The sequence below is a fragment of the Pseudomonas sp. YQ_5 genome, from assembly GCF_043103305.1.
Classification (GTDB): Bacteria; Pseudomonadota; Gammaproteobacteria; order Pseudomonadales; family Pseudomonadaceae; genus Aquipseudomonas; species Aquipseudomonas putida_Y.
Genome location: NZ_JBICJS010000019.1, coordinates 24,536 through 43,563 on the forward strand (window position 1 = coordinate 24,536; position 19,028 = coordinate 43,563).

A 19,028-nucleotide genomic window follows, 5' to 3' on the forward strand; every position below is an offset into this window, starting at 1 on the left:
ACCGATCCATGCTCGCCAACCTGACCGCCTACCTCATCACCTCCGCCGCCCGTCTGATCACGGGTGCCCGCGCCCTGTGGCTGGGTTGCACGCCGCTGCCAGTGCAGCGCCTGTACTTCGCCAACCACAGCAGCCACGGTGACTTCGTGCTGCTGTGGGCTTCACTGCCGCAGCCCTTGCGCAAACGCACCCGCCCGGTGGCCGGCGCGGACTACTGGGCCAAACCGGGCATCCGCGATTTTCTCATTCGCAAGGTGTTCAACGGCGTATTGATCGACCGCCAACGCAGCGAAGGCCAGGGCAGCCCGCTACAGCCGATCCTTGAAGCCGTGGCTCAAGGCGACTCGCTGATCTTCTTCCCGGAAGGCACGCGTAATCTGGGCGACGAGCCACTGATGCCGTTCAGAAGCGGGTTGTACCACCTGGCCGCGGCCAACCCCGACGTCGAACTGGTACCGGTATGGATCGCCAATCTCAACCGGGTGATGCCCAAAGGCCGCGCCCTGCCCCTGCCGTTGCTGTGCACACTGAGCTTTGGCGAACCGCTGCACCTGCACGCAGATGAAAGCAAGCAGGCCTTTCTCGAGCGGGCCAGCCAGGCCCTGCTGACCCTGGCCCCGAAGGATGCCTGACATGGACGACAACACCCTTTTCCTGTTCGCCGGCATCGGCGCCCTGCTGCTGCTCGCCAGCGTGACCGGCCGCCTGCTGAAGTGGCGCGCCGGCCCGGCGCCACACGCGGTGATCGACAACCTCAACGCTCGCATCAACGCCTGGTGGGTGATGGTGCTGGTGATCGGCATCGCTTTCCTGTTCGGTAAATACGGCGTGATCGTGCTGTTCTATGGCGTGTCGTTCTACGCCCTGCGCGAGTTCATGACCCTCACCCCGACCCGGCGCAGCGACTACCCGGCGCTGGTGGCAGCGTTTTATGTGGCACTGCCGGTGCAGTACGTGCTGATCGCCATGGACTGGTACGGCCTGTTCAGCATCTTCATCCCGGTGTACCTGTTCCTGCTGCTGCCGATTTTGGCCAGCTTCGGCGGCGATACCACACGCTTTCTCGAACGGGCGTCAAAGGTGCAGTGGGGGCTGATGATCGCGGTGTACTGCGTATCGTCGGTGCCCGCCTTGATGACCCTGGACATCCCCGGCTACGAGGGGCGGAACCTGCTGCTGATCGCCTGGCTGATCCTGGTGGTGCAGATCAGCGACGTGCTGCAATACGTGTGCGGCAAGCTGTTTGGCAAGCACAAGGTGGCCCCCAACCTGTCACCGTCCAAGACCGTAGAAGGGTTGGCCGGCGGCGTGGCACTGGCCACCCTGATCGGCGCCCTGTTGTGCTGGATCACCCCGTTCACCTTCTGGCAGGCCGCGCTGATGGCGTTGGCGGTCAACGCCATGGGCTTCTTCGGCGGGCTGGTGATGTCGGCGATCAAGCGCGACCGCGGGGTGAAGGACTGGGGCCATATGATCGAAGGCCACGGCGGCATGCTCGATCGCATGGACTCGGTGTGCTTTGCCGCGCCGGTGTTCTTCCACTTTGTGCGGTACTGGTGGGCGTAGCGAATGCGTGCATCTGCGATCAGTGTGAAAGCGAAAATCTGCACTGTAACGCGGACGTTGATACCCCCCTGGGGTATCGACCATCACTGTACCGGCTACTTGAGATAAGACCGCAACAACGTAGCCACCTTGTCCGCCTCGTCCTGCCGTTCCTCGGCACTCAGGCCGTCCGCTACGAGGTGATCGCGGATGTGCCCTTCCATCACCTCGGCCATCAGCCCGTTCACCGCACCGCGCACGGCAGCGATCTGCTGCAGGATCGCCAGGCAGTCCTTGTCCTGCTCCAGCGCCGTCTCCAGAGCGGCGGCTTGGCCTTTGATTTTACGCACCCGGGTCAACAGCTGCTTCTTGCTCTTCAGGGTATGTGCCATTGGGTTTCACACCGCGCTAGGTATACTGGGGTATAGTATATTTCTGGTTCTTCCGGGAGCATGATAAACCATGACGACACAAACCTCAGACCGTTGGCAGCACAGCCATCAGTTCCACACCAGCAACCTGGGCGCCGAGCGCAAGACACGCCTGGCGGTGTGGCTTACCACCGTGATGATGGTGGCGGAAATTGCCGGTGGGTGGTTCTTCAACTCCATGGCATTGCTGGCCGATGGCTGGCACATGAGCTCCCATGCCCTGGCCCTGGGCCTGTCTTTGCTCGCCTACGCTGCCGCACGGCGCTATGCCGCTGACCGACGGTTTGCCTTTGGCACCTGGAAAATCGAGATTCTCGGCGGCTACTCCAGCGCCCTGCTGTTGCTGGGGGTGGCCGGGCTTATGGTGTTTCAGTCGGTGGAGCGGCTGCTGTCACCGGGACCAATCCACTATGACGAGGCAATATCCATCGCCGTGGTGGGTCTTGCCGTCAACCTGACCTGCGCCTGGCTGCTGCGCGATGACCACCACCATCATGACCATCATGGGCACGGCCATCATCATGAGCACGGCCATCATCACCATGACCTGAATCTGCGTTCGGCCTACCTGCATGTACTGGCCGATGCCGCCACCTCGGTCTTGGCCATCGTTGCCTTGCTGGCTGGCAAGTTCTGGGGCGCCAGCTGGCTCGACCCGGTCATGGGCCTGGTGGGTGCATTGCTGGTGGCGCTGTGGGCCCGCGGCCTGCTGCGCGATACCGGGCGGGTGCTGCTGGATGCGGAGATGGACGCGCCTGTGGTGGAAGAAATCCGCGAAGTGGTCACGCAGTTGCCGGTGCCGGCCAGCATCACCGATCTGCACGTGTGGCGGGTGGGCAAGGACCAATACGCCTGCATCCTTGGCCTAGTCACCCACGGTGCCCTCAGCGCCGACAGCGTACGCCGGGCATTGGGCGTGCATGAAGAGCTGGCGCACATCACCGTCGAGGTAAACCGCCTGGCATAGCGCGAGCAGACACCTGGACGTCGAGCCCAGGCAACTGCGGCTCGGCCGTTGGGCCTATGGTGACCAGTCATTCAGCCAGTCACCAGGAGTTGTGCCATGTCCGATTTCATCACCGTCCTGCGCGAAACCTGCCCGACGCCGGTCGTGGACGCCACCAAGTGGAAGCGCATCGGCGGCGATCCGCACACCGTCAACCTCAATGCCTACCTGTCGGCCGACGGCAGCAAAATCATGGGCACCTGGATCTGCACCCCGGGCAAGTTCGAGGTCAACTACGATAAATGGGAGTTCTGCCACTTCCTCGATGGCTACTGCATCATCACCCCGGAAGGCGAAGAGCCGAAGCACCTGAAAGCGGGTGATGTGTTCGTGATTGAGCCAGGCATGAAAGGTACCTGGGAAGTGGTCGAGACTGTACGCAAGTATTTCGTCTTCGCCTGACTTGTAGGCGTGGGTTTACCCGCGAATGCGGCGGTGAGGCTTCTGCAGCATTCGCGGGTGAACCCGCTCCTGCAACGGCCACGCAATACCTGTAAGCGTGGACAAAAAAAATCGCGAAGCAGACGCCCTTCCCTCTGGTGCGCAGTTACAGAGGGAAGGCCGCCTGGCCCGCGATGAAATCCACCTCTTGCATCAATCCTTCTTGCGATAATCCTCGACGATGGCCGAGAAGTCCTTGCCACCCTCACCTCGCAAACTCATGGCCTGATACAACTGTTGGGCCACGGCACCGAGAATCACCGGTTGGTGTGCCTGGCGTGCCGCTTCGGTGGCCAGCCCCAGGTCCTTGAGCATGAGTTCGGCGCCAAAGCCACCGGTGTAGCCACGCGATGCCGGTGCGGTTTCGATGATGCCCGGCCACGGGTTGTAGGTGTCCGAGCTCCAGCAACGCCCGGTCGAACTGTTGATGATGCCGGCCAGCACCTTGGTATCGATGCCCAACGCGTTACCCAGGGCCATGGCCTCGGATACGCCGATCATCGAAATGCCTAACAGCAGGTTATTGCAGATCTTGGCGATCTGGCCGGTACCGACTTCCCCGCAGTGCACAATGTTGCGGCCCATCTGCTCCAGTACCGGCTTGAGGCTGGCGAACAACTCGGTACTGGCGCCAACCATGAACGTCAGAGTGCCGGCCGCGGCGCCGCCAGTACCACCGGAAACCGGCGCATCACCCATGTCCACGCCCTTCGCCGCTGCGGCCTTGGACACATCACGTGCGGTCTGCGGGTCGATGGTGCTGCAGTCAACGGTCGGCGTGCCAGGGCGAATGCCGGCCAGTACGCCGTCCTCGTTCAAATACACGCTACGTACATGGGCTGCGGCCGGCAGCATGGTGATCACCAGCTCGCTGTTGGCCGCCGCGTCCTTGGGCGAGGGGCTGATCTGCCCGCCCAGTTCTGCCAGCTCTGCCAGCACGACCTTGTTCAGGTCGAACAGGTTCAGCTGATGCCCGGCCTTGATCAGGTTGCGGGCCATGGGCGCGCCCATGTTGCCCAGGCCGATGAATGCGATACGCATGACGTACTCCTTAGCGCAGGCTAATGGTGGTGTTCACACCGTCGTTGACGCTGTCGTCATCGAACCAGCGAGCAGTGACAGTCTTGGTCTGAGTGTAGAACTGCACCACTTGCTTGCCGTACGGCCCGAGATCACCGAGCTTGGAACCACGCGAGCCGGTGAAGCTGAAGAACGGTACGGGTACCGGGATCGGGATGTTGATGCCGACCTGGCCGATATCAATTTCGCTCTGGAACTTGCGTGCTGCCGCGCCGCTCTGGGTGAACAGGCCGGTGCCGTTGCCAAACGGGTTGGCGTTGACCAGGGCGATGGCCTCGTCAAGCGTATCGACTTCCAGGGTCACCAGCACCGGGCCGAAGATTTCCTGGGTATACACCTGCATGTCGGTCTTCACGCCCGAGAACAGGGTCGGGCCGACGAAGTTGCCTTGCTCATAGCCCGGTACCTTGACATCACGGCCGTCGAGTTCCAGCTTGGCGCCTTCCTTGATACCGCTTTCGATCAGGCCCAGCACACGCTCCTTGGCACGCTTGGAAACCACCGGGCCAACGTCGGTGCCCGGCTCGCAGCCTGCATTGACCTTGAGCTTGCTGGCAGCCTCCTTGATATCCGGCAACCATTCGCGGGCCTTGCCCACCAACACTGCCACCGAGGTGGCCATGCAGCGCTGGCCCGCCGCGCCGAAGGCAGCACCGACCAGCGCATTGATGGTTTGCGTGCGATTGGCATCAGGCAGCACCACCGCATGGTTCTTGGCGCCCATCATTGACTGCACACGCTTGCCATGCTGGCTGCCGAGGTTGTACACGTGCGTACCGACTTCAGTAGAGCCCACGAAGGAAATCGCCTTGATGTCCTGGTGGGTGCAAATGGCATCCACCACCTGCTTGCCGCCGTGCACCACGTTCAGCACGCCGGCCGGTACGCCGGCTTCCAGCGCCAGCTCGACCAGTAGCATGGTCGACAGCGGGTCCTGCTCGGACGGTTTGAGCACGAAGGTGTTGCCGCAGACGATGGCCATGGGGAACATCCACAGCGGGATCATCGCCGGGAAGTTGAACGGGGTGATGCCAGCGCACACACCGATCGGCTGGCGCAAGGTGTAGGTATCGACACCGCCGGCGACGTTCTCGGCGAATTCGCCCATCTGCAGGGTGCCAATGGACGCCGCGTGCTCGACCACTTCCAGGCCGCGGAAGATATCGCCTTCGGCGTCGGCCAGGGTCTTGCCCTGCTCGGCGCTGAGTACCTGGGCAATGCGTTTGGTGTGTTCGCGGATCAGCGCCTGCAGCTTGAGCATGATGCGCATGCGCGCGCCGATCGGGGTGTCACGCCAGGTCTGGAATGCGCGGTGTGCGGCGGCCACGGCTGCATCGACTTCCTCGACGGTGGCGAACGGTACGCGCGCCAGCACCTCTTGGGTGGCCGGGTTGACGATGTCACGCCATTCGGTGGTTCTGGACTCGACCCACTGGCCGTCGATCAGCAGCTTGACCTGCTCAACCTTGGTGCTGTTAGGGGATTGCGGTGCGTTCATCTGCGTTCTCCTTGGAATTATTGTCGGGACGAGATCGCCAGCGCCGGGCAAACGCGAGGTGGCGTCCTGAGGCTTGTTTCGAGTATAGATGTGCAAACATCCAACAAGAACGCACAAAAAAACCGGATCATCATGCAAAAAGACCTCACATCCCTGAGCGCGCTCAACTGGGACGATTTGAAGTTCTTCCTCGAAGTGGCTCGCACCCGCAAGGCCAGCAGTGCTGCCAAACGGCTGAGCGTGGACTACACCACCGTGTCGCGACGCATCAGCTCGCTGGAGGGGGCGCTGGGCACCTTGCTGTTCGAGAAATCGCGCACCAACGGCTTTGTGCTGACCGCCGAGGGCCAGCGCCTGTTGGGCTATGCCGAATCCATCGAGAGCACGCTGCACATGGCTTGCGAGCAGGTGTCCGGGTCGGGGGTGGCATTGTCGGGCCATGTGCGCATGGGCTGTACCGAGGGCTTTGGCAGCTTCTTCATCACGCCGCAGCTAAGCCACTTCGTCGACGCCTACCCGGCGATTTCGGTGGACATCCTGCCGTTGCCGCACTTCATCAGCCTGTCCAAGCGTGAGGCGGACATCGTCATCGCGCTGGAGCGGCCCGAGCATGGGCCTTATGTGTGCTGCAAGCTGTGCGACTACCGCTTGCGCCTGTACGCGACCCAGGATTACCTGGACAGCCACGCGCCGATCCGCCAGGTGGGGGATTTGGCCAAACACCCGTTCATCAGTTACGTGGATGACCTGGCGTTCAGCTCCGAGCTGCTGTACCTGGCCAACCTGATCCCCAACGCCAGCGCGCATCTGCGCAGTACCAGCGTGATCGCGCAGTACACGGCAGCGCTGCAGGGGCGCGGGCTGGCGATATTGCCGTGCTTCCTCGCCGCGCAGGACCCGCGATTGGTCACGGTGTTGCCGGAGGAGATCGAGGTGACGCGGCAATTCTGGATGTATTGCCGGGAGGATCTTCGCAAGCTCAAGCGGATTACCCTGTTGTGGGATTACATCCGTGGGGTGACCGAGGCGAATGCGCCGTTGTTGATGGGGCAAACCCGCGAGATACGCTTTGCCCAGGAATGATGGGCCTGCGCATTTCCGAAGGCAACACAGCCCCTGTAGGAGCGGGCTTGCCCGCGAACACCGGCAAAGCCGGTGCCAGGCCGCGTTGCCCGCGCCTACAGGGGATATGTGACAGCCCGTGCGGCGACGATCAGTAGGACGCTACCACGATGGACACCCGACGGTTCTCGGTACGCCCGGCGCTGGTGCGGTTGTCCGCCACCGGCTGGCTGCTGCCCAGGCCGCGGCTCTGAATGTTCTGCGCCTGCATGCCAACCCCCACCAGCGCCTTGGTCACGCTTTGCGCGCGGCGCTCGGACAGCTGCTGGTTATACGCAGCCTTGCCCGACGAGTCGGCATGCCCGTCCACCCGCACGCCCTGGATACCAACGCCGAGCAGCGCCTTGCCGATGCGCTCGACAATCGCCTGGCTCTGGCCGTTGAGGCTGTCCAGATCGCTGCCGAACAGCACTTTGCCAGACAAGTCGTAGGCCCAACCTTCATCGGTCGGGGTGAAACCTTCGCGCTTGAGCACAGCAATCTGTTCTGGGGTAAGGCCCTTGGGGGGTGCGCTCTGACAACCGGTCAGCGCCAGCATGGCGAGCAACAAGGCCCAAAGCGGGAATCGCAAAGCTTGCATCACGGGTTCAACTCCTGTTCCTGATTTCGTTGGCGGACCGTTCCGTCTGCGCCACTTGCCAATGGCCACGGCGTTTGCGCTTGGCCTGGTACATTGCCGCATCGGCGGCATTGAGGAGACTGGCCGGGTCAGCGCCGTCATCCGGGTAATAGGCAATACCGACGCTCAGCGAGGTGGAGATACTGCGGCCACTGTCCAGTTGCACCGGCAACTTCATGCTGGCAACGATCTTCTCGGCAATGTGTTCGGCGTCCTCGCGCGAATGCAAAGGCGTCAACAGCACGGCAAACTCGTCGCCCCCCAGGCGCGCCACCAGGTCTTGCTCGCGCAGCTGGGCGCGCACACGTTCGGCCACGCTGATCAACACCTCGTCACCCACGGCGTGGCCAAGGGTGTCGTTGATCTGCTTGAAGTGGTCGCTGTCAAGGAACAGCACTGCCAGATGGTCTTGCTGGCGCGCCGCATTTTGCACGCTGCGGCTCAGGCGCCCTTCAAAGAAGGCGCGGTTGGGCAAGCCGGTCAGGCTGTCGTGGCTGGCCTGGTGGGCCAGGGTCTGGTTTTCGCTCTGCAGGTGGCTATGCCACACCTCCAGTTCATCCAGCAGCGCATTGAAGTCGTTACCCAGTTCGTTGAGCTCGGCAATCGGCGCTTCTGGTACGCGCCGGTCGAAGCGGCGCTCGCGGCGGGCGGCATGGGCGACACTGGCCAGGCCACGCAGGGGGCGGGTGATATCGCTGAGCAGGCGCCGCGACAGATACTGGGCAGCCAAAGCGCTGAGCACCGTGCAGAACAGAATCCCGGCCAAGCCGCTGAACAGGAACAGCAACAGGCTCCTGCCCTGGCCTGCCAGCTCGATGTGCCCAACCTGCTGGTTCTGGTGCACGATAGGCAGAATGACCGGCTCTTCCAGCAAGGCAGTGGCAACCTGCACCTCCAGCTGCGCGAGCATGCCGGTATTGTCGCGTTGCCAGTGCGCCAGTTGCTCGCCCTCGTTGTTGAAGACCTTGGCCTCGGCCACTTCTTCGGTACTGGCAATCAACGCCAGCGATTCATTGGCGGCGGCGCTGTCATCGAACACCACCGCCGCTTCTACGGTGTAGTTGATCGAGCGGGCGATCAGCTGCAGGTTATGGTTGGCATAGACACGCAGGGCGAGCACGCCCAGCAGGGTAAGAGAGATACCCGCCAGGCCAACGGCAAGCAAGGCGACGCTAAGGTGGCCACGGCCCAGCACCGAGCGCAGGGTCGGGCGCACGGTACGCTTGCGGGTCGGCTTCATGGCTGCCCCGCCCGGCGCCGCGACAATTGCAGCACGCTGGGGTGAATGTGCACGCCAGAGCGTGCCACCGAGTCGAGATTGACTTCAAAGGCCACCTGCTGGTCGCTGACCCGCAGGCAGAACAGGCTGCCGACCGTGCAGGGGTCATCCGCCTCGCTGATGCTCAGCACCGGGCGGCCGCCGATACGCTGGAACAGTCGATCCCGCTGGCCCTGGTCAAGCTTGCCGATGTAGATGGCATCGCAGGCCTGGGCTACCTGGGTGTCTTCTGCCAGCAGGCGCCGCACCTGCAGCGGCCGGCCAGACTCCTGGACATGGCCCTTGATGAGATCGTCGGCATACTCGGTCGGGCCGACCAGGCACAGGCGCAAAGGAGAGGGTTCAACGGGCCAGCGGGCGTAGCTGAAGATTCCCAGTACTACCTGGGTGACTGCCTTGGCGCGTTGCTGTGCCTGGGCGGCAGTTGTACCGGGGTCTGCCTGGGCAGCGCCTGCAGAAAGGAACAGGACGGCCAGCAATAGCGAAAGCGCACAGCTTGTCACTCGCCTTGCGGCCATGTTCATGTGGGAAATCCCTTTAAGCCCCTTCCGATATCGGCGCAACGATAGCACATGGCCGCTTTATTGTATGAGCATGCGGCCACGTGTAATGGGTTTCATGGCCCTAGACCTGTTCGAGCATCAACCCGGAAATACGCCGTACTTTGCGCGCCACCGCTTCTTCGAAGATGCCTTGGCGTGGCTCAACCAGGCTGAAGCAGTGCTTGGCCCGGGTGATGCCGGTGTACACCAGTTCCTTGGTCAGCACCGGGTTGAGCGCATCCGGCAGCACCAGGGCAGTGTGGCTGAACTCCGAGCCCTGGGACTTGTGCACGGTCATGGCGAATACCGTTTCCACTTCGTTGAGCCGGCTCGGCAGAACGAACCGCACACCACCACTGCCATCGTTGCGCGGGAAGGCCACACGCAGCAGCGGCTGGCCATGCTCATCCGGCAGGCGCAGGGCAATGCCGATGTCACCGTTCATCAGACCCAGGCCGTAGTCGTTGCGGGTCACCAGCACCGGGCGCCCTTCGTACCAAGGCTGCTGGATGTCGATCAGACCGGCATTGTGCAGCACCCGAGCCACCCGCTCGTTGAGGCCTTCGACACCCCAGGCACCCCGGCGCACCGCGCACAGCAGCTGGAAATCTTCGAAACTGCGCAACACCTTGCTCGCCCATTGCTCCCAGGCGGGATCGTCAAAGGCGGTATCAAGTACCGGCCGGTAACGGCCAAGGGTGCGCAGGTAGCTGCGGTAGCCTTGCGGGCCATCGGTCCCGCGGTTCAGGCCGTCGAGTAGCAGGCGGTCGAAAGCACGATCCTGCTCGTGCTTGAGCGCCAGGCTGTGCACGTCGGCCGGCGCCGTGGCCAGCAGGTTGCGCGCCGCGTGAGCGTCCTGACGATTGACCAGTCTGGCCAACTGGCCGATACCGCTGCCTTCACCGAAACGCCTTGAGAACCGCAGCATCACCACTTGCTGCGCCAATGGGTGGCGCTGCTCATCGCCGGTCTTGAGGCCACTGCCGGCCAGCGACTCGCCACTGATCTGCTGAAGCCACGCTGCAGTCGCCGGCGAGTAAAAGCCCTCCTCAGCATCCCGGCACAGGTCACCCAGCACCGCGCCGGCCTCAACCGAAGCCAACTGGTCCTTGTCGCCCAGCAGCACCAGACGCGCCCGCGGCGGCAAGGCATCGAGCAGGTTGGCCATCATTTCCAGGTCGATCATCGACGCCTCGTCGACCACCAGCACATCCAACGGCAACGGGTTGCCAGCATGGTGGCGGAAGTGCCGCGAGCCCGGGCGGCTACCGAGCAGGCGATGCACGGTGCTGACTTCAGTAGGGATTTGCCCGCGTACTTCGGCGCTGACTTGCAGGCGCTCGACTTGCTGGCCAATGGATTCGGTCAGGCGCGCAGCGGCCTTGCCGGTCGGTGCAGCCAGACGGATGCGCAGTGGCCTGCCCTGCTCCACTGCCGGTGCCTGCAGCAACGCCAGCAGGCGCACCACGGTGGTCGTCTTGCCAGTACCGGGGCCGCCAGTGATGATGCTGAAACCGGCACGGGTGGCCAAGGCACAGGCGAGCTTCTGCCAGTCCACCTGGCCAGCTGGTGCGCCGCCCTCGAACAGTTGCGCCAGGCGCTCTGGCAGGTCTGCAGGCGGTGCTTCGGCCTGACTCAGGCGCTGGCGCAGGGCATGGTCGATGCGCCGTTCGTAACTCCAGTAACGGCGCAGGTAAAGGCGCTCGCCACTGCGTACCAGTGGCCGCGCTTGCTGGCCAGGCGTATCACCTGCGGCCACCAGCGGGCTAGCGATGATGCGCTGAAGCCAGGCATTCAAGTCGAGGTTGGCCAGCAGTTGCGATGGCAATAGCAAGGGGCCGATCAGGGCATCACCTTCCGGCGGCAACGACAGGGCGAAATCTGGCTCGGCCAAGGTTTGTTGCAGGTCGAGGCAGACATGCCCGTGCCCAAGTTGATGGCTGGCCAGCGCTGCCGCCAGCAACAGCAAGGGATCACTGCCAGGGGCGCGCTCTCCCAGGAACGAGACGAATGCGCGGTCCAGGGCTCGTAGCCAGCCCCGCTCAACCCAGCGGTCGAGCAATTGCAGCAGGTCAGCGCTGTTGTGCTGTGGTGCCAGCGCCAGCAGGTGCTCTGCGTGCAACGGGGTGGGCAACAGGTCGACAAGGCTTCGGCTCATGGCGCAACTCCGGCAAACAGGTCCTGCTGTACCGGCGCGTGCTCGCCACGGAACAGCGCATCGAGGCTTTCGATCAGCTCACGCGGTGGCTTGGCGTGGTACACACCGTGGCCGCTGCTGCTGGCACCGCGCAGGAAGATGAACAGGGCGCCGCCAACATGGCGGTCATAATCGTAGTCCGCCAGCCGCGCGCGCAACTGGCGGTGCAGGGCCAGCAGGTACAGCACATACTGCAGGTCGTAGCGGTGCTCAAGAATCGCCTTTTCCATGGCCATGGCATCGTAGGCCTGGATGTCCGCACCCAGCCAGTTGGACTTGTAGTCGGTCACGTAGTAACGCCCGTCCAGCTCGAACGCCAGGTCGATGAACCCTTTGAACATGCCGTTGAGCACTGTCGGCTGCGCAGCCGGGCGCACCAGACCGGGATGGGTGTAACGCGCCACCAGGCGATCGAGTTGTTCTGCGTCGACCCGGTGGCTGGCGAACCAGAACTCCATTTCGATCTGGTAATGACGCAGCTGGCCCAGGGTTACGCTCTGGTCGCCGCCCGGCAGCGGCAATGCCTCGCCCAGCAAACGTTGCATCCAGTGGCTCAGGGTGGGGATCCAGCCGGCCCAGTCACGGCGATTGCAGCGCTGGCCAACGGTACGCTCGATCAGTTGAGGGTTGCCGCTGACCTCGCAGAAGCCCTCACGGCCCGCCCACTCCAGCAAACCATGAAGGAAGGTGCCGGGGTTAGGCCCCCGCGGGAAGCGATGGATATCGCCGCTGTCGGCCGGGACTTCACGCAACATCTGGGCATCGGCCACCTCGTCATCCAGCAGTTGCTGGGCCTGCGAGCTGTCGGCGCCGAGGGTCTGATCACCGACACGAAGGGCACTGTAGGAAGCGATCCACCAGTGCTCGGCAGCCGCACGACGTGGCCTGCGTGCTGGCAGCAGTTCACGTTCGGCGTGTGGCATGCGATACATCTGCTCGTCCGCCTGTGGCAAGCCTGGGCAAGTGATGTGCGGGCAACCTGCCGCCAAAGCCTGCAACCAGTCCGTCAGTTGCGCCGAGCCAGCCAAGGCAAGGCCGCCCCCCAGCAGGTAGCCAAAAGCCGAGCGGTGCAGCTGCGAGCTCTTCTGATTACCGCGCTTGAGGTCGGCGACACCCAGCCAGCAAGCATGCTGGGCGCGAGTCAGGGCCACGTAGAGCAGGCGCAGGTCTTCGGCCAGGCGCTCGTCGTCAGCGCGCTCGATCTGCTCCTGGTCAGGTGTAAGGGTGACGTGGGCGTTACCTTCGCTGTCATGCCACGCCAGCGGCAGACGGCTGCCATCCACCGGTTTGCTGGTGCAGATGAATGGCAGGTAGACCAAGGGATATTCCAGGCCCTTGGATTTGTGGATGGTCACCACCTTGACCAACTGTTCGTCGCTCTCCAGGCGCAGGATCTGCTCTTCACCGGCCTGCCCGGAACTGGCCAGGTGCTCGGCCAGGTGGCGGATAAGCGCCTGTTCGCCGTCCAGCTCGCCAGCAGCCTGCTGCAGCAGCTCGGCCAGGTGCAGCAGGTTGGTCAGCACCCGCTCGCCATCACTGCGGCGGATCAGCGTGCGCGGTAGCTGGAAGTCATGCAGCAGGTGGCGCAACATCGGCAACACCCCCTGGCGCTGCCAGGTGTCGCGGTAAAGACGAAAACGCATCACCCAGCTCTCCCAGACCCGCTCGTCCTGGTTAAGCCGGTCCAGCGCAGCCAGCGACAGGCCCAGTGTCAGGCTGGCCAGAGCAGCCTTGAGCAGGCGCTCCGAGTCAGGCTCGGCGCAGGCCTTGAGCCAGACCAACAGGTCGTGGGCTTCCTGGGCGGCAAACACCGAGTCCTTGTCGGACAGGTACACACTGCGCACCTCGCGAGCGGCCAGTTCGGCGCGGACCATCTGCGCCTCATGGCCATCGCGCACCAGAATGGCGATGTCCGAGGGCAAGCAGGCGCGCAATTCGCCTTCGGCATTCTGGAAACCCGCCGTGCCCTGCTGGCCGCCATTGAGCAAGGCAACAATATGGCTGGCGCAACTGGCGGCCAGTTGCTGGCGGTAAACGCTGCTGGAGACTGGCTCTTCACTTTCCAGCTGCCAGCATTGCAGGGCTGCACTGACTTCACCGTCAATCAGCAGCTGTTCGCCACGCCCCTTGGCGCGCACCTCGATGAATGGCAGCGGGTTGTCATCGGCCTCGCGGAACAGGAATGCACCCCGCCCCGCTTCACGCGCCTCGGCCTGCAGGAACACCTGGTTGACCGCCGCCACCATGGCTTTGCTGGAACGGTAGTTGGTGTCCAGGCTGTGCAGGCGGCCGCTGGTGGCACGTCGCGCGGCGAGGTAGGTGTAGATGTCGGCACCCCGGAAGGCGTAGATCGCCTGCTTGGGGTCGCCGATCATGAACAGGCCGGTTTCTGCGCGATTTTCGCTGATCTGGTAAATGCGCTCGAAAATACCGTACTGAACCGGGTCGGTGTCCTGGAATTCGTCGATCAGCGCTACCGGGAACTGCTCACGGATCAGACTGGCCAGGCGCTCGCCGGCCTCGCTGGCGAGTGCGTGCTGCAAGCGCACGAGCATGTCGTCGAAGCCCATTTCTGCACGCCGGCGCTTCTCCACTTCGAAACGCGCCGATACCCAACTGGCCGCGTGCTCGAGCAGCGGGGCATCCGGGCTGTCCAGGGCCTGCAATTGTTGCTGCAAGTGCTGCATGGCGTTGAGGGCTGGGTGCTCGGGAGGTTCTCCCTTCCAGGCCTCGGCCATGCCCGCCGGGGTCAGCCGGGTAAAGCCGGTGCCCAAGTCGAGCTCTACCAGTTGCTCATCGCTGGCCCAAGCGCAGAGCTTGTCGAACCAGGGCTCGAAGTAACGGGCTTGCATCTTGCGGCCGTCGACCTGCTTGGCAGCCAGCGCATCGCGGCAGATTTGCCGCAGCTCCTCGGCCCACTGCGCCCATGGCGCCTTGATCCGCGCCAACTGCGCGCCACGTTGCTGCAGCGACGCCTGGATCAATGCGGCGGGCTCTGGCCCATCCTGCTGGACGCGCACACGGCCGAACAACGGGCGAATGCGCGGCAGCAGGGCGTCGGGGCTCCCCCAGTTGCCGCGTACCCAGGTCAAAGCGTCACCTTGCATCCCATAGCAGAAGCGCCGCCAGTAATCGCGCATGACCTGGCCCAACAACTCACTGTGGTCGGTTTCCAAGGTCTGGGTGAACAGGCTGCCGCTGTCGAAGGCATGCTCGCGCAGCATGCGCTGGCACCAGCCATGGATGGTCGATACCGCAGCCTCGTCCATCCACTGCACGGCGATTTCCAACCGGCCGGCGCAGCGCGGCCAAGTCTCTTGCGGGTAATCGTCACGCAGTTGGTGCAACAGCGGATCAGCGCCTTCCAGCTCACCACGGAAGAACCGTGCGGCTTCAGCCAGGCGGGCGCGGATGCGCTCGCGCAGCTCTTTGGTGGCGGCGTCGGTGAAGGTCACCACGAGGATCTGCGGTGGCAGCAGCTCACGCTCGAAGCCCTGCTCGCCACCGTGCCCGAGGATCAGGCGCAGGTACAGCGCCGAAATGGTGAAAGTCTTGCCCGTGCCAGCGCTGGCCTCGATCAGCTGGCTACCGTGCAGGGGGAAACTCAGTGCCAGCGGACGGTCCTGGGTCATGCGCCTTTCTCCGGGTTGCCCAAGGTCTGCCAAGGGGCGGTGAACAACGGGCGGTACAAGGTCTCGCACCAGCCTTCAAACGTTTCGTCAGCGGTGAGTGCTGCAAAGTCCCGGAACTGGCGGGCCAAGGCAATGCTTTCACTCCGTTCGCCAAAGCTGGTGCGTTCGTCGCCTTCGTAGGCACGAGCTGCTGCGGCCATGGCTTTATCGGCATCGTCTTGGGCCAACCAGGCGAACGCGGTCTTGGCCGCGACTGGCAACGGCGCATTCATTGCCGCCTGACGGGCCACCAACAGGTCGCCCAGCAGTTGCGCGGCCAGTGCTTGCGGCAGCGGCGCAAGCAACAGGGTCAGGTCACTGGCTACCAATGCACTGTTATAGGGGTAGCCCGCTGCACAGGCCGCCAGGTGCGTAACCCAGGGCGCGATAAGGCGGTGCCACTTCAGGTTGTTGCGCCCGGCACTGATGGTGTTGGGTACTGTGGTGATGCTGAGCAGGCTCTGGTCTTCCGCCTGGAACACCCGGCCCAGCCAGCCTTCCAGACGGTGCTGACCGTGCTCGAAATGCACCGGCAAAGCGCCCTCGACCAGCTGTGGCCAGCGTTGCAGCAATTGCTGGTGACGTTGCAGCAGGTCCGGCAGCGGTTCGATCAACTCGTTTTGCAGCAGTTCGCCGAAACCGGCTAGTGGCAGTAAGCCGCAGGCCTGCAGGCGTCGGGCCTGGGCGCGCAAGGCCTGTTCGGCGTTGTCAGGTGCGGCCAAGGCGGCGCCAAGCAGGCTTTCACTGGCGCCGTAGCGTTGCAGGGTATCGAGGACGAAGGGCTCTTCGTCCGGGGTGGGCGCTTCCAGCGCCTCAAAGTACACCTTCAAGCGCTGGCTGAAGAAGTGCCGCACCGGGTGGCGCAAGAAATCATTCAGCTGGTGCAGACTCAGGGCTTCAGCGTCCTGATATGGCGGCAGGCCCGGCTCGCTCTGCTCGTCTGCCTCGCCCTGCTGGTGCAGCACCTGCCATTCATGGGCATAGCTGAACAGTGCGCTGCCCTTCTGGAAGTACCGAGGGCTGAATGGCTGCAGCGGGTGCTCCTGGGTCAGTGCGTGCAACAGTTGCTCGCCCGGTTTCGCGGGCTGCCCCTGCTGCGCGTCGGCCAAATGCCAGCCCGCAGCAATGTGATCGCGCAGCTGGCCGATCAGCACCGAGGCCGGGCGTTCGCTGTTGTCGCGGATACTGCGCCCCACCCAGCTGACATACAGTTGGTCACGTGCCGACAGTAGCGCTTCAAGCAGCAGGTAACGGTCGTCTTCGCGGCGTGAGCGGTCACCGGGGCGATAGTCGCTGGCCATCAGGTCGAAGTCCAGCGGTTGCTGCGCACGCGGGTAGTCGCCATCGTTCATGCCCAGCAGGCAGACCACCCTGAACGGGATGGCGCGCATGGGCATGAGTGTGCAGAAGTTGACCGAGCCGGCGAGGAAACGTTGCGACAGCTTGCCTTGATCGAGGCCCGACAGCCAGGCTTCACGCACCACGGTAAGCGGTAGCGGGTCGTGCAGGCCGACGGTCTCGCACACTTCAAGCCAGCTATCGCGCAGATCCTGCAACTGCATCAACAGGAATTCATCACCTTCGTCCTCGGCGAGGAAGAACACGTTCAGCAAGGCATGCAGTCGCTCGCCCCACTGGCTGACGGTAGCAGGCTCGGACAAGGCCTGGCAGGCAACTTCGAGCGCATCAAGCAACGCGACCAGCGGGCCGATCAGTGCCGCGTCCAGGCCACCGATTTCATCGTAGGGTTCAATGCCATCACAGGCCTCACCCACCCCCACCGCATAACCCAACAGCATGCGGCGCAGGCCGAAACGCCAACTGTTCTGTTCAAGCCCGGCGGGCAAGCCCAGGCTCGCCCGCTGCTCGGCGTCAAGGCCCCAACGGATGCCAGCGCCCTCGATCCAGCGGTGCAGCGTGGGCAGGTCGTTTTCGCGGATGCCGAAGCGGGCGCGGACTGCCGGCACGTCCAGCAGGTCGAGCACTTCGCTGACCGCGAAGCGGCTGTCAGGCAGTTTGAGCAGGTGCTCCAGCGCGATCAGCAAAGGCTCGCGGCCACGCTGGCCCTGGTCTGTCAGGGTGAACGGGATGTATCGCGGGTCGTTGCGCTGCAACTGGCCGAAGACGGCACGGATATGTGGCGCGTAAGTGTCGATGTCCGGCAGCATGACGATCACGTCGCGCGGGCGCAAACTAGGGTCGGCGCTGAAGCGGGCCAACAGCTGGTCGTGGAGGATCTCCACTTCACGTTGCGGGCTGTGCGCGATATGGAAGCGGATCGAGCGGTCTTTTGTGGTGTCGACTGGCGGCCACAGTTCGCGGCTCTCGGCGAGCGGGCGCAACTCCAGAATGTCGTCCTGCAGTTCGTTGAGCAGCGTGGTGGGCGAACCGTCGCTGAACAGGTCGATGCGGCCGTCGCTGAACACGCCCTGGTAGCTGCCCGGGTCGTCATAGCTGTCGAGCAGGTTGATGTAGTCGCGGCCTTGTTTACCCCAGGCTGCCAGTAACGGATGGGCATGCTGGTGCAGCGTCTGGTCGTCCAGTTGCAAGGGCATGCCTTGCTTGCGTTGCTGGCGTTTGTACTGATGGCGCAACAGGTCCTTGTCGGCAACGATATCGGCCCAGTGATGACGGCATGGGTTGTGTACGCACAACAGAACCTGACTGAAACGCGACAGGCCTGCCAGCGCTTCCAGGGCCTGGGCCGGCAGCGAAGAGATACCGAACACGATCACCCTCGATGGCAGCCCTGCAGGCGCCTGCTCCAGGCTGTTGATGCGCTCGATGAAGCGTTGGTGTACTCCGGCGCGGCTCTGTGCCATGCCTTGCTCGCCAACATCCTCCAGCAATGCTCGCCACAGCTCGGCTTGCCAGCGGTTGCCTGGCGGCAGGACTTTGCGCTCGCCGCGGGCCGTGTTGATGACATGCTCGCCAGTGGCCCAGTCCTTGAGCCAATCGGCGCGGTAGACCTGGTACTGGTCGAACAGGTCGGCCAGGCGCTCGGCCAGCTGGTAGCGCTTGCGCAAGTCACTGTCGTCGGTGAGGAAGCGCCGCAGTGGCTCGAAATGCGGCCGCTCAATGAGCGCTGGCAACAGGCGCATCAGGCGCCAGGTCAGGGGTGCCTTGTCGAGCAGAGACACTTCGGGAATTTCGCTACGGCCCAGCACGCTGCGGTAGAGCTGCCACATAAAGCTACCGGGCAGTTGCACATCGATTGCAGCGGCGATGCCGCATCCACCCAGATCATCCTCCAGCGGATCTTCGGCCAGGGCCAGCTTGAGCCATTGGGCGATACCGTTGCTTTGCACCAGGGCAATTTCGTTTTCCAGAGGCGCCAGCGGGTAGCGACGCATCCAGCTCACTACCAGGCTACGCAGGTCGTCGAGGCGGTTGCCGTGGACGATCATGAAGCCTGGGTGGAGATGGGCGGTGTTGAGCATCGGAAGGTCTCTGGAGGCGCTGATGGCTGAGAGGGGAACGATATCACGCGTACATGAAACGGCCGAATGCCATCAGGCCGCGGGAGCGGGCGTGCTCGCAGGTATTCGAGCAGGCACAGGCTTTTTTGCCCACAAAGACAAAACCCCTACCTGCATG

General features: G+C 63.6%; 14 protein-coding genes. 5 read left to right on the plus strand and 9 right to left on the minus strand.

Features of this window, described 5'->3' with window-relative positions:
- Positions 1–8: 8 nt before the first annotated feature.
- The gene (locus ACF8EA_RS03405; protein ID WP_016497906.1) at positions 9–632 is read left to right on the plus strand and encodes a lysophospholipid acyltransferase family protein; all 624 of its coding nucleotides are present in this window, start codon (positions 9–11) and stop codon (positions 630–632) included.
- 1 nt (position 633) lies between these two features.
- Complete coding sequence (locus ACF8EA_RS03410) at positions 634–1,566, plus strand: phosphatidate cytidylyltransferase (RefSeq protein WP_233692908.1); 933 nt, start codon at positions 634–636, stop codon at positions 1,564–1,566.
- Between the two features lie 95 nt (positions 1,567–1,661).
- Here ACF8EA_RS03410 and ACF8EA_RS03415 read toward each other — a convergent pair whose 3' ends face one another.
- Positions 1,662–1,937, minus strand: coding sequence for a metal/formaldehyde-sensitive transcriptional repressor (locus tag ACF8EA_RS03415; protein ID WP_233692907.1), 276 nt, complete (start codon positions 1,935–1,937; stop codon positions 1,662–1,664).
- A gap of 70 nt (positions 1,938–2,007) precedes the next feature.
- On the opposite strand from ACF8EA_RS03415, the gene dmeF reads away from it, so the two are divergent.
- Positions 2,008–2,943, plus strand: coding sequence for a CDF family Co(II)/Ni(II) efflux transporter DmeF (gene dmeF / locus ACF8EA_RS03420; RefSeq protein WP_392521114.1), 936 nt, complete (start codon positions 2,008–2,010; stop codon positions 2,941–2,943).
- A gap of 96 nt (positions 2,944–3,039) precedes the next feature.
- Positions 3,040–3,384, plus strand: a complete 345-nt coding sequence (locus ACF8EA_RS03425; protein ID WP_003251579.1) for a cupin domain-containing protein — start codon at positions 3,040–3,042, stop codon at positions 3,382–3,384.
- Between the two features lie 192 nt (positions 3,385–3,576).
- On the opposite strand, the gene mmsB is transcribed toward ACF8EA_RS03425, so the two are convergent.
- Both mmsB and ACF8EA_RS03435 read right to left on the minus strand, forming a co-directional pair.
- Positions 3,577–4,464, minus strand: coding sequence for a 3-hydroxyisobutyrate dehydrogenase (gene mmsB / locus ACF8EA_RS03430; RefSeq protein ID WP_392521115.1), 888 nt, complete (start codon positions 4,462–4,464; stop codon positions 3,577–3,579).
- 10 nt (positions 4,465–4,474) lie between these two features.
- Positions 4,475–6,001, minus strand: a complete 1,527-nt coding sequence (locus ACF8EA_RS03435) for a CoA-acylating methylmalonate-semialdehyde dehydrogenase (protein WP_021784312.1) — start codon at positions 5,999–6,001, stop codon at positions 4,475–4,477.
- A 132-nt stretch (positions 6,002–6,133) separates the two neighbouring features.
- Between ACF8EA_RS03435 and ACF8EA_RS03440 the strand changes: the two genes are divergently transcribed.
- On the plus strand, positions 6,134–7,084 hold the full coding sequence (locus ACF8EA_RS03440; protein ID WP_392521116.1) for a LysR family transcriptional regulator: 951 nt from the start codon (positions 6,134–6,136) through the stop codon (positions 7,082–7,084).
- 130 nt (positions 7,085–7,214) lie between these two features.
- Here ACF8EA_RS03440 and ACF8EA_RS03445 read toward each other — a convergent pair whose 3' ends face one another.
- The 6 genes from ACF8EA_RS03445 to recC all read right to left on the minus strand — a co-directional run bounded on the left by ACF8EA_RS03445 (position 7,215) and on the right by recC (position 18,871).
- Entirely contained in the window at positions 7,215–7,706 is a 492-nt protein-coding gene (locus ACF8EA_RS03445) for an OmpA family protein (RefSeq protein WP_021784314.1), read from the minus strand.
- Between the two features lie 4 nt (positions 7,707–7,710).
- Entirely contained in the window at positions 7,711–8,982 is a 1,272-nt protein-coding gene (locus tag ACF8EA_RS03450; RefSeq protein WP_392521117.1) for a diguanylate cyclase domain-containing protein, read from the minus strand.
- Positions 8,979–9,545 (minus strand): YfiR family protein, encoded by a 567-nt coding sequence (locus ACF8EA_RS03455; RefSeq protein ID WP_392521118.1) that lies wholly within the window; start codon positions 9,543–9,545, stop codon positions 8,979–8,981. Before ACF8EA_RS03455 ends, ACF8EA_RS03450 begins: the two co-directional genes overlap by 4 nt.
- A 100-nt stretch (positions 9,546–9,645) precedes the next feature.
- Positions 9,646–11,721, minus strand: a complete 2,076-nt coding sequence (gene recD, locus ACF8EA_RS03460) for an exodeoxyribonuclease V subunit alpha (protein ID WP_392521119.1) — start codon at positions 11,719–11,721, stop codon at positions 9,646–9,648.
- Complete coding sequence (gene recB, locus ACF8EA_RS03465; RefSeq protein ID WP_392521120.1) at positions 11,718–15,392, minus strand: exodeoxyribonuclease V subunit beta; 3,675 nt, start codon at positions 15,390–15,392, stop codon at positions 11,718–11,720. Before recB ends, recD begins: the two co-directional genes overlap by 4 nt.
- On the minus strand, positions 15,389–18,871 hold the full coding sequence (gene recC, locus ACF8EA_RS03470) for an exodeoxyribonuclease V subunit gamma (protein ID WP_392521121.1): 3,483 nt from the start codon (positions 18,869–18,871) through the stop codon (positions 15,389–15,391). The genes recB and recC overlap by 4 nt, the downstream gene beginning before the upstream one ends.
- Positions 18,872–19,028 lie beyond the last annotated feature (157 nt).

Excerpts from the sequence above, each read along its gene's own strand:
- ACF8EA_RS03405 (WP_016497906.1), top strand. The coding sequence starts at position 9 with ATGCTCGCCAACCTGACCGCCTACCTCATCACCTCCGCCGCCCGTCTG.
- ACF8EA_RS03410 (WP_233692908.1), top strand. The coding sequence starts at position 634 with ATGGACGACAACACCCTTTTCCTGTTCGCCGGCATCGGCGCCCTGCTG.
- ACF8EA_RS03415 (WP_233692907.1), bottom strand. The coding sequence starts at position 1,937 with ATGGCACATACCCTGAAGAGCAAGAAGCAGCTGTTGACCCGGGTGCGT.
- dmeF (WP_392521114.1), top strand. The coding sequence starts at position 2,008 with ATGACGACACAAACCTCAGACCGTTGGCAGCACAGCCATCAGTTCCAC.
- ACF8EA_RS03425 (WP_003251579.1), top strand. The coding sequence starts at position 3,040 with ATGTCCGATTTCATCACCGTCCTGCGCGAAACCTGCCCGACGCCGGTC.
- mmsB (WP_392521115.1), bottom strand. The coding sequence starts at position 4,464 with ATGCGTATCGCATTCATCGGCCTGGGCAACATGGGCGCGCCCATGGCC.
- ACF8EA_RS03435 (WP_021784312.1), bottom strand. The coding sequence starts at position 6,001 with ATGAACGCACCGCAATCCCCTAACAGCACCAAGGTTGAGCAGGTCAAG.
- ACF8EA_RS03440 (WP_392521116.1), top strand. The coding sequence starts at position 6,134 with ATGCAAAAAGACCTCACATCCCTGAGCGCGCTCAACTGGGACGATTTG.
- ACF8EA_RS03450 (WP_392521117.1), bottom strand. The coding sequence starts at position 8,982 with ATGAAGCCGACCCGCAAGCGTACCGTGCGCCCGACCCTGCGCTCGGTG.
- ACF8EA_RS03455 (WP_392521118.1), bottom strand. The coding sequence starts at position 9,545 with ATGAACATGGCCGCAAGGCGAGTGACAAGCTGTGCGCTTTCGCTATTG.
- recD (WP_392521119.1), bottom strand. The coding sequence starts at position 11,721 with ATGAGCCGAAGCCTTGTCGACCTGTTGCCCACCCCGTTGCACGCAGAG.
- recB (WP_392521120.1), bottom strand. The coding sequence starts at position 15,392 with ATGACCCAGGACCGTCCGCTGGCACTGAGTTTCCCCCTGCACGGTAGC.
- recC (WP_392521121.1), bottom strand. The coding sequence starts at position 18,871 with ATGCTCAACACCGCCCATCTCCACCCAGGCTTCATGATCGTCCACGGC.